Source organism: Streptomyces sp. NPDC111606, from assembly GCF_055656945.1.
In genome coordinates this window covers 129,975-142,360 of record NZ_JBVKBY010000007.1, presented here as the reverse complement: position 1 = coordinate 142,360, position 12,386 = coordinate 129,975, and the positions used below count along the sequence as shown (strand labels likewise).

Genomic DNA, 12,386 nt, shown 5'->3' with positions numbered 1-12,386 from the left:
CATGGACTTCGCGTTCGACGCGCGCACCGAGGAACTGCGCGCCAAGCTGCTCGCCTTCATGGACGAGTACGTCCATCCCGCCGAGGCGGTGGCCGAGGAGCAGCGGGCCGAGCTGGCGTCCCCGTGGGACACGCCGGCCGTGGTGGAGGAGCTCAAGGCCGAGGCGCGCAGGCAGGGCCTGTGGAACCTCTTCCTGCCGGACCAGGCGTACGGGGCCGGGCTGACCAACCTCCAGTACGCCCCGCTCGCCGAGATCACCGGCCGCTCCCCGCACCTGGCACCGACGGCCACGAACTGCGCGGCGCCCGACACCGGCAACATGGAGGTGCTGTCCCAGTTCGGCGACGAGCAGCAGAAGAAGCAGTGGCTCGAGCCGCTGCTGGCCGGTGAGATCCGCTCGGCGTTCGCGATGACCGAGCCGGATGTGGCCTCCTCGGACGCCACGAACATCACCACACACATGGAGCGGGACGGCGACGAGTACGTCATCACCGGCCGCAAGTGGTACATCTCCGGGGCGATGAACCCGGACTGCAAGATCCTCATCGTGATGGGCAAGACGGACCCGCAGGGCGAGGACATCCGGCGTCAGCAGTCCATGATCCTGGTCCCCCGCGACACCCCGGGCGTCACGATCAAGCGCGCCATGCGGGTCTTCGGCTACGAGGACCACTCCCACGGCGGCCACGCCGAGGTGATCTTCGACCACGCGCGCGTGCCGGTGACGAACCTCATCGGCGAGGAGGGCGGCGGCTTCGCCATCGCCCAGGCGCGGCTCGGTCCGGGCCGTATCCACCACTGCATGCGGCTGATCGGCATGGCCGAGCGGGCGATCGAGCTGATGTGCCGCCGGGCGGTGTCCCGCAACACCTTCGGCAAGGCGCTGGCCCAGCAGGGCGTGGTCCACAACTGGATCGCCGACGCGCGGGTGACGGTCGAGCAGCTGCGGCTTCTCGTGCTCAAGACGGCCTGGCTGATGGACACCGTCGGCAACAAGGGTGCCCACACGGAGATCCAGTCCATCAAGATCGCCACGCCGCGTGCGGTCGTCGACATCCTCGACCGGGCGATCCAGTTGCACGGTGCGGGCGGCGTCAGCCAGGACTTCCCGCTCGCGGAGCTATACGCCGGCGCGCGGACCCTGATGATCGCCGACGGGCCGGACGAGGTGCATCAGCGGTCGCTGGCGCGGCGGGAGTTGAAGAAGTACCTGTGACTCCGTAGCGGGCCGCAAAACGCCGGAGGGGCTGGAATCCAGCCCCTCCGGCGTTGTCGTGCGAGGCCCGTTCAGGGCCGAAGTGCCCGCAGCAGCAGGTCCGCCAGGTGGTCCGCGACCTCCTGGGGGCTCATCGGGCCGTCGGGGCGGTACCACGTCGACAGGTGGTGGACGGAGCCGAAGTGGTAGTCCACGACGAGGTCCGCCGGGGTCGCCGTGGAGAAGACGCCCGTCTCCTGGCCCTCCTCGACGAGCGCACGGAAGCGCTCGTGGTAGCGCCGCCGCTCGGCGCGCACCTGCTTGTTCTTCTCCGGGCTGAGATGGTGCATCGACCGGAAGAAGATCATCGCGTCGTCGAGGTTCTCGATGGTCGTCACCACGACGTCCGCCGCCGCCCCGCGCAGCCGCTTCTCGATGGGCTCGTCGGCCCCCGCGAAGGCGTCCAACCGCTCCTGCTGCACCCGCAGCACGCGCGCGTACACCTCGTGCAGGAGGTCGTCCTTGGAGCCGAAGTAGTGGTAAAGCGCCCCCTTGGTGACGCCGGCCGCCTCGACGATCTCCTGCACCGAGGTGCGGTCGTAACCCCGCTCCGCGAAGAGCCGGGTGGCGGCGGCGAGCAGCCGCTGCGGGACGGGCGTACCGTCACCGTCCGTCGTCCTGGCCACTGTGCCGCCACCTGCCCTTCCGAGATTTTCCTGCTTGCGTCTAGCCGTCGTTCGCGCGGGAACGAAGTTCCCGACGGAGGATCTTCCCACTTGCCGTCTTGGGCAAGTCGGGCAGGATCTCCACCTGCCGCGGATATTTGTAGGCGGCCAGTCTCTCCTTGCAGTAGGCGGCGAGTGTGTCGGGGTCCGTTTCCGCACCCGGACGGAGGCTGATGTACGCCTTGACGGTCTCCCCGCGGTAGCCGTCGGGCACCCCCACGACGGCCGCCTCGCGCACCGCCGGGTGCGTGTAGAGCACGTCCTCGACCTCGCGCGGCCACACCTTGAAGCCCGACGCGTTGATCATGTCCTTCTTACGGTCGACGACGTACAGCCAGCCCTCGGCGTCCATGAAGCCGATGTCGCCGGTGCGCAGTTCGCCGTCGGGGAAGGTCTCGGCGGTGGCGTCGGGGCGCCGCCAGTAGCCGGGGACGACCTGCGGTCCGCGCACCACGATCTCCCCCTGCTCGCCGAACGGCACCTCCCCGCCCTGCTCGTCGACGATCCGTACGACCGTCTCCGGGCCCGGCAGCCCCACGGCCAGCGTCCCCGAGGCCGGGTCGACGGGGGCCTCCAGGCCGGGCGGGACGGAGGCGCAGGGGGCGGTGCACTCGGTGAGGCCGTAGCCGTTGCGGATGTACGGCCCGAAGCCGGCCCGGAACTTCTCCACCAGGGCGGGCGGCACGGGGGCGCCGCCCGAAGAGATGTTCACGAAGGAGGAGAAGTGTTCCGGGGTGACGGCCGGGTGGGCGGCCAGCGCCATGAAGGCCGTCGACGGGCCGACCGTGTAGTGCGGCCGGTGCTCGGCGAACGCGTCCAGCACGACGCCCGCGTCGAAGCGGTACGTCAGCACCAGCGTGCCCGCGCTGTTCAGGCTCGCGCCGAGCTGGCAGACCATCCCGGTGATGTGGAACAGCGGCGCCAGCGCGTAGTACACGGGCGCGTCCGGCAGGCCGAGCCCCGTGCGCTGCCGCTCGGCGTTGTACATGACGTTGCCGTGCGTGTTGGTGGCGCCCTTGGGGGTGCCGCTCGTACCCGAGGTGTAGCTGATCAGCGCGATGTCGGACGGGCCGAGGTCACGCCCCTGCGGCGCCTTGTGGCCGGCGCGGGCGACGGCCGTCAGGTCGTCGGCGTCCTCGGCCTCCGGCAGTCGCTCGAAGGTCAGCACGCGCGCGTCGCCCCGCGTCTGGAAGTCCAGCTCACAGCCGGTGAGTACGATCCGCACCGGCGAGTCCGCCGCCGTCTCACGCAGATACGACTCCCAGGCCCGGTCGGAGCAGATCAGCGCGGCCACTTCGCCGTCCCGCAGGACGTGGCCGACCTCCCCCGACTTGTACATGGGGTTGACCGGCACGACGACCGCCCCCGCCTTCCAGGCGCCGAGCAGGGCGAGCACGAAGTGCGGGGAGTTCTGCAGCAGGATCGCCACCCGGTCGCCGCGCTCCAGGCCACGGGCGGCGAGGTGCCCGGCGACGGAGTCGCTGAGCTCGTCGACCTCGCGGTAGGTCAGGCGGCCGTCGAAATAGGCGAGGAAGGCACGCTCCGGAGTCTCGGCGACGGCCCGGCGCAGGGCGTGCACGAGCGAGTCGGCCGGTGCTATCGGGGCGCGCTGGACGTCGGAGAGCAGGGCCACCCAGGGCTTGGCCGCGTAGAGGGAGTCGGTCACCGGGTCTCCTCCCACTTCTGTTGGAGGTGGTTCATGTTGGTCAGCCAGCGGTCCGGCTCGGCGGCCCGCGCCTGGTGGTACCCGGCGACCTCGGGGTGCGGCAGGATCAGGAAGCGGTCCTCCTCCATGCCCTTGAACAGGGCGTCCGCCACGTCCTCCGGGGCGATGGCGGTGGGCTTGAGGACCAGGTCCCCCGCACTGCCGGTGGCGTCCAGCATGTCGGTGCGCACCCCCTGCGGGCAGATGGCGTGCACCTTGACGCCGCGGTGGCGGTACGTCAGCGACAGGTACTCGGCGAAGGCGTAGGCGCCGTGCTTGGTGACGGCGTAGGGCGCGGCGCCGATCATGGTGAGCAGTCCGGCGGCGGAGACGGTGGAGACGAAGCGTCCGCTGCCGCGCTCCAGCCAGGCCGGGAGGAGTTCGTTGGCAGCCCGCACATGTGCCATGACATTGACGTCCCAGGACGTCGACCAGGCCTTTTCGTCGAGCGGCTGTCCAGGGTCGTCGCCACCGAACGCGACGCCGGCGTTGGCGCAGTAGACGTCGACCGCACCACCGAGCGCGTCCCGGGCGTCGGCGACGACGGCGGACGCGTCACCGGCGACCGCGATGCCGCCGATCTCGTCGGCGACCGCCTCGGCCTTCCCGGCGTCCAGATCATTGACGACGACGCGAGCCCCCGCGGCGGCAAAGCGCCGGGCCAGCGCGGCCCCGATGCCACCCCCAGCCCCGGTCACGACGACTCCGGCACCCTGAACGGCTTCCACCATCGGTCTCCTTCGACTGCGGCTCTGCTGTACTGCCAGACTAACCGGTCGGTATGTCGCTGGGAAGGACGACTGCCGCGCCCCGGGCCCCGGCACCTTCCCCGCAACCTGCGGGCGCAATACCGTGCCCCTCATGCGCCTATCCAGACGAGCTCTCCTCGCAGCGACAACGGCAGCAGCATCCCTACCTTCGGCAGCGGCCGCGGCCGATCGCCACAGACCCCTGCGAACCGGATTCGAGCGGCTCGCAGCCGACGGTTACTCGGTCCTCGAAGGCCAGAAGGCCGGAATCGTCACCAATCCCACCGGCGTCACCCGCGACGTCCGCCACATCGTAGACGTCATGCACGCCGACGAAAGGGTGAACCTGACGGCCGTCTTCGGCCCCGAACACGGCTTTCGCGGCACCGCCCAGGCAGGCGGCTCCGAAGGCCGCTACGACGACCCGGCGACCGGCCTCCCGGTCTACGACACGTATCTGAAGAGCGGCCGGCCCCTCGCCGACATTTTCACCGCGTCCGGCGTGGACACGGTGGTCTTCGACATCCAGGACGCGGGAGCCCGCTTCTACACCTATATCTGGACGCTCTACGACTGCATGGAGGCGGCCCAGCTGGCCGGCAAGCGCTTCGTCGTGCTGGACCGGCCGAACCCGGTGACCGGGCGGGCGGCCCAAGGCCCCGTCCTGCACATGGAGTTCGCCACCTTCGTCGGCCGCCGGCCCATCTCCCAGGCGCACGGCATGACGGTCGCCGAGCTGGCGCGGCTGTTCAACGGGGAGTTCCTCACCACCCCGGTACCGCTGGAGACCGTACGGATGACGGGCTGGAAGCGGTCCGAGTTCTACGACGCCTGGGACCTGCCGTGGGTGCCGCCGAGCCCGAACATGCCGACGCCGGACACCGCCCTCGTCTACTCGGGCACATGTCTCTTCGAGGGCACGAACCTCTCGGAGGGACGCGGCACCACGCGCCCCTTCGAACTGCTGGGCGCGGAAGGCATCGACGGACGCTGGGCGGCCGCCGCGAACGAACTCCGCCTCCCCGGGGTGCGCTTGCGAGAGGCCTACTTCGCGCCGACGTTCTCCAAGTTCCAGGGCAAGACCATCGGCGGCGTACAGATCCACGTCCACGACCGCGCCGCATACGACCCCGTCCGCACCGGCATCGCCCTGCTGGTGACCGCCAAGAGGACCTGGAGCGGCTTCAGTTGGCGTGCGGACAACTGGATCGACAAGCTCACCGGCTCCACACAGGTCCGCACGATGATCGACGCGGGCGCGAGCGCCGACGAGGTGGTGGCGGGCTGGCAGGGGGAGCTGGCGGCGTTCCGGCGGGTGCGGCGGGAGTACCTCCTGTACAAGTGAGCGCCCCGCAGCGGGGTTACACGGATGGGTGACGACGTATGGCCAATCCCGCCCGGTAGCAGGACGATGCGCCCGTATCGCACCACTTCGGGGGACGAGGGGGCCCGTCATGGCGGAACCGGCAGTGAGCGTGACTCCTTACTGGGAGCTGACCTTCGACGCGGACGGCGATCCGGACTCCCGGAAGCGGGACCGGCTGCTGGCCGGGGTGGCACAGCACCACGTCCGTGATCTGATCGTCTTCGCGCACGGCTGGAACAACGACCGCTCGGTGGCGACCCGGCTCTACGACCGCTTCTTCGCGCCGATCCCGCAGCTCGCCCCGGCGGCGAGGATCGGCTACGTGGGCGTGGTCTGGCCGTCGATGAGGTTCTCGGACGAGCCGATCCCGGACTTCCCGCGGGCGGTGGCGGCCGAGCTTCCGCGGCGGCCGGTGCTGGACAAGGACACCCGGCACGCGCTGCTGGAGACCTTTCCCGGCCGGGCGACGGTGATCGACCAGATCGCGCGGCTGTTGGACCAGCAGCCCCGCGAGGAGGCCGAGTTGGAGGAGTTCGGGCGGCTGGTGCGGATGCTGGTGGACGTCGTTCCGCCGGGGCCGCAGGTGCTGTTCGCGGCGGACACGCTGGCGGAGGGCGTGCCGCAGGACTCGCCGGACATGCTCGCGGGGTCCGTGGCCGCGGTGTGCGAGGAGTTCGCGCAGGCGCTGACGCATCTCGAGGCACCGGACGATGCGGCCTCGTTCTCACTGCCGAACCCCTGGGAGGGCGCGCACGAGCTGCTGCGGCAGGGCACGTACTACGCCATGAAGCGGCGCGCCGGGACGGTCGGTGAGCGTGGGCTCGGCCGGGTGGTGGGGCAGCTGGCCGCGCGGGCACCGCAGGTGCGGGTGCATCTGGTCGGGCACAGCTTCGGAGCACGGCTGGTGTCGTTCGCGCTGCGTGGGCTGCCGAAGGGCGTGCGCACGGTGAAGTCGGTGACGCTGCTCCAAGGCGCCTTCTCGCACTACGCGTTCGCGTCCCGGCTGCCGCACGACGCGCGCGCGGGCGGGGTGTTGGAGGGCCAGCACAACCGTATCGACGGACCGCTGGTGTGCTGCCACTCGCGGCACGACTCGGCCCTGTCGACGATGTATCCGCTGGCCTCCCGCATGGCGCGGGACGAGCGCGGGGTCGCGGCTCTCGACGTCGGCCGGGTGCTGGGCGCCAAGTGGGGTGCCATGGGACACGGCGGGGTGCAGGCGGTGCCGGGGACACGGTCGTTCAAGCTGGCCGCCGCGCTGAGGACGAAGCTGCCCGCCTCGGGGTGCGTGAACATCGACGCGGCGGCGGTCGTCAGGCGCGGGGGGCCGCCGGCGGGGGCGCACAGCGACATCGTGCACCGGGAGCTGGCGCAGGTGGTGCTGGCGGCGGGCCGCATCGAGTGACCCGCCGCCGGCTTCCCGTCACCGGTGTGACGTGAACTCCACCACCTGCTGGTACGTCGGCCGGTTCTGCCAGCTGATCCTGCCGTGCTTGATGCCGCCCAGGGTGCGCTGGACGATCGAGTCGGCACACCACTGGTCGCCCGCCGAGCACTGGTCGTCACCGGGGTAGACCTGGGCCGCGGTCTTGCCGGCCGCCTCCTTCAGGGTGCCGATCAGCAGGTCCCGGCAGGCGCTGAGGCTGCCGGCCCCGCAGTACGTGCGGTCGAGCGGGCCCTGCACCGGCTCACCGAGCACGGCGCGGATGTCCTTGTCGACGTAGGACCACCAGCCGTACTGGAAGGCGCTTCCGGCGTGCGCGCCGGTCGGGCCGTGGGCGGCCGACGGGGACTCGTCGATGGGCAGGTTGTCCGTCATCGCGGCATACAGCTCGCTGCCGAGGCCCGGTTCGAACTGGGCCTTCACCAGCAGCGGCCACCACGCGTCCAGGGTGCGGATCGCGTCGGCGTCGGCGTACTTCTTCGAGCCGGCCGACGTTTCGGTGCGCTTGCCGCCCGCCGCCAGCCACGTCTGCAGCTTGCTCACCGCGGCCGCGGCCGTCGAGTCGGTCACCGGGGAACTGGTGACGACCTTGAGCAGGTCCGGGAGTACGTCCTCGGCCCGCAGGTCGGCAAGGCCCGCGTCGGCCATCGCCTTCACCAGCGAGGCCCGGGTCACGCCGCCCGCGTCGACGAGCCCCCGCACCCGGTCCTCCAGCAGGTTGCCGCGGTGCACCGAGCCGTCGCCCCAGGGCGCGGTCGTGTAGTCCTTGGCCTGCTTGTTGTTCCAGGAGATGTAGTAGTCCTGGTCGATGGAGTTGGGGTGGGCCGAGGGCGGGGTGTACTGCGCCGTGTTCTTCGCCGGGTCCCAGTTCCGCCACTCGTACGCCGGCTGCGCCCACACCGGGAACTCCGCGTCGACGCCGGTCGCCCGCACCGGGTTGTCGCCGCTGTTGTAGTAGGCGGTGTGCTCGGAGTCGGCGTAGAACCAGTTGAAGGTGTAGTTGATGTGCTGCACCGCCTTCTGGAAGTCCTCCGGGCCCTTGACGTAGTCGGGGTCGTTCAGCATCTGGAAACCGATGATCGAGTCGGCCTCGTGCAGGTAGGACGAGCGGAGTGTGGTGTAGGCGACCTTCTTGCCGCCGACGGTGGCGCGGTGCGTGACGGGGCCGTACTTCGTCCGCCAGACCCGCATCGTGTACGAGCCCGCGGGGGTGCTGTCGGCGGTCGTCGGCTTCCAGGCGTTCTTCTGCTCGATCTTCTCCATCGCCGTGCAGGTGCCGCGGTACAGGTAGTGGTGGTCGTCCTGGCAGAGCTCGACGGCGTAGGTGTCGATGATGTCCTGCCCGGAGGTCGTGGCGCTCCACGCGTAGTCCTGGCCGCGGCCGAGCTCGACGTACATGCTCAGGCCCGCGAAGGAGGCGCCGCGGGCGCTGATGCCGGGGCCCTGGATCTCCTGGAGCAGGAGGAGCTGGGGTGCGAAGTAGCCGGTCTGCGGGCCGAAGACGGCGACCGGGTGGCCGCTCGCGGTGTGCTCGCCGCTCACCACCAGGGCGTTGGACATGCCCCGCTTCGCCGAGGTCGTGGCGGTCTCGGCGGCCTTGGTGGAGGCGCCGGTCGGGGCGGAGCCGGCCGCGCTGCCGGTGCGGTCGTACACGAGCTGTTCCTCGGCGACCGAGCCGGCGTCGGGCAGAGCCCCGCCCTGTGGGTTCTCGGGCTTGGTGGCGTACGGGAAGCTCTTGTCATGGACGGTGACGACGGCCTCGGGGTCGTTGCGCTCGCGGAACGACTCCCAGAGCTTGGTGCCGTCGGCCACGCCGTGCTTCTCCTGGGCGGCCAGCAGAGAGATCGCGTTGTTGACCTCGCCGCCGCCCCCGGAGCCGAACAGGGCACCGATGACCGAGCCCAGCGCGACCATGTCGGTGAGCTTGAAGTGCTCGATCGTGCCGGCGTTGGTGACGGAGTCCTTGTGACCGGTCAGGACGTACTCGCCGGGGAAGTAGCGGCCGCTGTCGGAGGCGTCGATGTAGGCGTTGATGCCGTCGAGATAGGCCTTGGCGTCGGCGAGGGCCAGCTGCCCGCGTTCGCCGTTCGAGGCGACGGCGTTGTCGATCTGCGCCTGGAGATCGGCCTCGGTGTACGGCGCGTGGCGCCAGAACTGCTGCTCCAGACCCTGGTTGGAGGGTGCGCCGCCCGCGAAGGAGGTCAGCTGCCCGCGTCCGACGTGCCGGAAGACGTCCATCAGCCACAGCCTGTCCTGGGCGGCCGCATAGCCGGCGCCGAACTCCGTGCCGTATCTGGTGGTACCGGTGATGTGCGGCACACCCGTCTTCTTGTCACGGACGATCGTCACGTCGCCGCGCCCGGCGGGATTCACGGTGGAGGCGACTTGATCGGACGGGACGCCGAACGAGGCATCGTTGAAGAAGTTGTTGATCGTCGCGTTGGTGAGGCCGGAGTGGCCCTTGGCCAGGCCGGCATAGGGACCCAGCTGGTCGGAGGCGTGTTCGGGCATCGTGCCGAAGGCCTGGTTGAGCAGGATCTGGGCGAGGGTCGCGTTGCCGTTCTGGCCCGGCGGCAGGATGTCGGAGCACTGGTTCCCGCAGTGGTCGGCGGCCGCCGTCGCCTCGGGCGCGGCGACCGCCGGGGAAATTGGCGACAAAAGACCGGCGATCAGGGCGCATATGGATGCGGTCTTCAGGAACCCGTGGAATCTGCCGGGAGTTCTCAGTTCGACTAAGGCGTTGCGTGGGGTACGCCGTGGCATGGCCGCTCCTACCGACGAGGGTGAGCCGGGATGTTACCGGCGGTATCCCCGGGATTGAAGATGAACATGCGTCATGTTTGGGAGTCGCCAGGGAACGCGATGGAGGCAACGAGAGGGAGCGCCATGGAGATCATCCGAAATCGGATGGAGCGGGAATGGAGCCGAATCGCTTGTCGATACGTCTATTCGTCAACGTCGCACGAAGTCCGTGCGACGACGCCGAAGTGACCGAAGTACAGGTGCAGGTGTGACGGAGGTGCAGGGCGATGGCCGGTTTCCGGAGTCTGGCGAGACAGGTGCGCGACCCGCGGTGCGATCTGGCGCTTCGGCGCTACTCGCTGCGTAAGTGCCTTGAGCGTTTCGCTCCTTACGGGCACAGGGCGACCTGGGACCACTTGTGCTCCCGGGCAGGGTTCGGTCCGGAGGACCGGTCCCCCGATCCGGCGCGGCTCGTGGCCGCGTTGGACGAGCTGGAGGAAGCGCGTTCGGTCTGGCTGGCCTACGAGGTCGAGTTCGCCGAGCGACGCCGCAAGGAAAAGCACGACGGACTGCGCAGGCCGGGCAGTGTGGACGACTGGCACCGGCTGACCTGGGGCGGTTTCGGAGTCGCCTGGTGCGACAACCCCCGGGTCCACCCCGATGAACCGCTGGCCGAGGTGCTGCGCCGACTGATCTCCGCGCTGGAGCGCGATCCGGGTTGCGAGTGCCCGGTGTGCGGCGGGGAGCGACTGATCTGGCAGTACGACCTGGCCCATGAACCGTCGTCGGGCCCGGTCTGCACGGACTGCGGAATCGTGGTGCCGCGTCCGGTTCTGACGCCCGAAGCGCTGGCGGCGTCGCGGCGCGAGCGGCGGTTGCTGGTGTCCGCCTAGTACGACGGGGGTGCGCCGGGGATGCCGCACCCCCTATTGCCGGTGGTGACTGACACCATCGAGACATGATCCAGGTGTGTCTGAACGGGTCCCGAGGGGCCGGCGACGGTGCGATGGTGCCGCTCTCGCCGGAGGCGTTGGCCGATGCTGCTGCCCATGCCGTTGCGGCCGGGGCCACGGACATCCATGTGCACCCCAAGACCCCCTGCGGACAGGACAGTCTGTCGCCGCGTGTGCTCGCGCCGACGCTGGAGGCGATACGGGCCCGGGTGTCGGTGCCGGTCGGGGTGACCACAGGGGCGTGGGCGGAACCGGACCCCGAGGCCCGACTGGCACGCGTACGCGGCTGGACGGTGCTGCCGGACCACGCCTCGGTCAACTGGCATGAGCAGGGCGCCGAGGAGATCGCCGCGGCGCTGATCGAGCGAGGCGTGGGCGTCGAGGCCGGCATCTGGTCCGGCACGAACGGGGCGGCCCGGTTCGCGGCTTCGCCGCTGGGGCCGAGGGTGCTGCGGGTGCTGGCGGAGGTGACGGACACGTCCGCCGAGACGGCCGAGGACACTGCGCGTGCACTGCTTGCCGACCTGGGCCCGGCGTTCGAGCGCCCGGTGTTGCTGCACGGGGAGGACGGGGGTGCCTGGCCGGTGCTGCGGCTGGCGGGGCGGCTGGGGCTGGGGACGCGCATCGGCCTCGAGGACACGCTGGTCCTGCCGGACGGGGAACGGGCGGCTTCCAACGCTCAGTTGGTGGCCGAGGGGCTGGTCCAGTACGGGTGGGCCCAGCGCTCGTCGTAGGGCAGGGCGAGGAGTGCGGCGCGGGTCGCGAGGTCGGTCTCGCCCTGGGCGCGGAGCCGGGCCGGAGCATGGTCGGCGAGCCAGGACTGGAGTTCGGCGACGACGGCGACCTCGTCGTCGAGGTCCCACCAACCGAACGGTGCGGCGTCGAAGTCCAGCTCGTGCAGCCACCTCGCCGAGCAGTTCGCGAGATGTTCGTCGGCGACGGGACGGCTGTCCCAACGGTCGAGCAGGGGCGTCACGGTTCCGAGGATCATGGCGCAGGTCTCGAACACATCGGCCACGGGGTACGGCGGCTCGGGCGCCGTGAGGACGTGCTGCCACCAGGCGTGCACGAACGCCTCGACGGCGGCGGCCTGGTGGGCGGGCCATCCGCGCCAGTCGACCCGGCTCAGCCCGGGGTGTCCCCAGCCGATGCCGTCCAGCGTGCCCTCGGCCATCGCATGCGCGGCCTGCGGCAGGAGACGGCGCACCACGGCCGCGTGGTCCTCGAAGTGACCGGGGGCCTTGAAGAAGAACCTGCCGACCAGATCCGCGGGGACGCGGGTGTACGGCGTGCGCAGATATGCCGTCTCCTCCGGACGGAAGCACCGCTCACAGCCGGCCTCCGTGGGACTGGCGAAGCCGTTGAAGACCGTGTCGATCTCCGCCAGGGCGGCGTCGAGGGAGGGAGAGGACGAGGCAGTGGACATGGCGGTGGACCCGTCAGGACTCCGTACACGGCAGCTGGCCGCCGGCCGAAGATCGCGACGATAGCAGGCGGTAATCCGGTC

The 12,386-nt window shown here is 70.5% G+C and carries 10 protein-coding genes; 5 read left to right on the top strand and 5 right to left on the bottom strand.

What is annotated here, in order from left to right; translation table 11 throughout:
- Nucleotide 1: 1 nt before the first annotated feature.
- Nucleotides 2–1,216 carry an acyl-CoA dehydrogenase family protein gene (locus ACZ7M7_RS25060; RefSeq protein ID WP_472120415.1) on the top strand — a complete coding sequence of 405 codons (1,215 nt, stop codon included), beginning with the start codon at nucleotides 2–4 and terminating at the stop codon, nucleotides 1,214–1,216.
- Between the two features lie 71 nt (nucleotides 1,217–1,287).
- Here the strand turns inward: ACZ7M7_RS25060 and ACZ7M7_RS25055 are convergent, their stop codons facing one another.
- Genes ACZ7M7_RS25055 through ACZ7M7_RS25045 form a run of 3 tightly spaced genes read right to left on the bottom strand, consistent with a single transcriptional unit; the run spans nucleotide 1,288 to nucleotide 4,356 of the window.
- Nucleotides 1,288–1,881 carry a TetR/AcrR family transcriptional regulator gene (locus ACZ7M7_RS25055; RefSeq protein ID WP_328882699.1) on the bottom strand — a complete coding sequence of 198 codons (594 nt, stop codon included), beginning with the start codon at nucleotides 1,879–1,881 and terminating at the stop codon, nucleotides 1,288–1,290.
- A 40-nt stretch (nucleotides 1,882–1,921) separates the two neighbouring features.
- The gene (locus ACZ7M7_RS25050) at nucleotides 1,922–3,586 is read right to left on the bottom strand and encodes a class I adenylate-forming enzyme family protein (protein WP_472120413.1); all 1,665 of its coding nucleotides are present in this window, start codon (nucleotides 3,584–3,586) and stop codon (nucleotides 1,922–1,924) included.
- Entirely contained in the window at nucleotides 3,583–4,356 is a 774-nt protein-coding gene (locus tag ACZ7M7_RS25045) for an SDR family oxidoreductase (RefSeq protein WP_451168701.1), read from the bottom strand. The genes ACZ7M7_RS25050 and ACZ7M7_RS25045 overlap by 4 nt, the downstream gene beginning before the upstream one ends.
- 130 nt (nucleotides 4,357–4,486) lie before the next feature.
- On the opposite strand from ACZ7M7_RS25045, the gene ACZ7M7_RS25040 reads away from it, so the two are divergent.
- Together ACZ7M7_RS25040 and ACZ7M7_RS25035 are read left to right on the top strand one after the other, a co-directional pair.
- Nucleotides 4,487–5,719: an exo-beta-N-acetylmuramidase NamZ family protein gene (locus ACZ7M7_RS25040; RefSeq protein WP_472120411.1), complete on the top strand. Its 1,233-nt coding sequence runs from the start codon at nucleotides 4,487–4,489 to the stop codon at nucleotides 5,717–5,719.
- Between the two features lie 109 nt (nucleotides 5,720–5,828).
- Complete coding sequence (locus ACZ7M7_RS25035; RefSeq protein WP_472120409.1) at nucleotides 5,829–7,145, top strand: serine-threonine protein kinase; 1,317 nt, start codon at nucleotides 5,829–5,831, stop codon at nucleotides 7,143–7,145.
- A gap of 18 nt (nucleotides 7,146–7,163) precedes the next feature.
- Here ACZ7M7_RS25035 and ACZ7M7_RS25030 read toward each other — a convergent pair whose 3' ends face one another.
- Nucleotides 7,164–9,947, bottom strand: a complete 2,784-nt coding sequence (locus tag ACZ7M7_RS25030; protein WP_472120407.1) for a penicillin acylase family protein — start codon at nucleotides 9,945–9,947, stop codon at nucleotides 7,164–7,166.
- Nucleotides 9,948–10,213: 266 nt separating this feature from the next.
- On the opposite strand from ACZ7M7_RS25030, the gene ACZ7M7_RS25025 reads away from it, so the two are divergent.
- Nucleotides 10,214–10,819 carry a hypothetical protein gene (locus tag ACZ7M7_RS25025; protein ID WP_369270040.1) on the top strand — a complete coding sequence of 202 codons (606 nt, stop codon included), beginning with the start codon at nucleotides 10,214–10,216 and terminating at the stop codon, nucleotides 10,817–10,819.
- 65 nt (nucleotides 10,820–10,884) lie between these two features.
- Nucleotides 10,885–11,613 carry a 3-keto-5-aminohexanoate cleavage protein gene (locus ACZ7M7_RS25020; protein ID WP_451168697.1) on the top strand — a complete coding sequence of 243 codons (729 nt, stop codon included), beginning with the start codon at nucleotides 10,885–10,887 and terminating at the stop codon, nucleotides 11,611–11,613.
- Here ACZ7M7_RS25020 and ACZ7M7_RS25015 read toward each other — a convergent pair.
- Entirely contained in the window at nucleotides 11,559–12,305 is a 747-nt protein-coding gene (locus tag ACZ7M7_RS25015) for a hypothetical protein (protein WP_472120404.1), read from the bottom strand. The genes ACZ7M7_RS25020 and ACZ7M7_RS25015 overlap by 55 nt on opposite strands.
- Nucleotides 12,306–12,386: the final 81 nt, after the last annotated feature.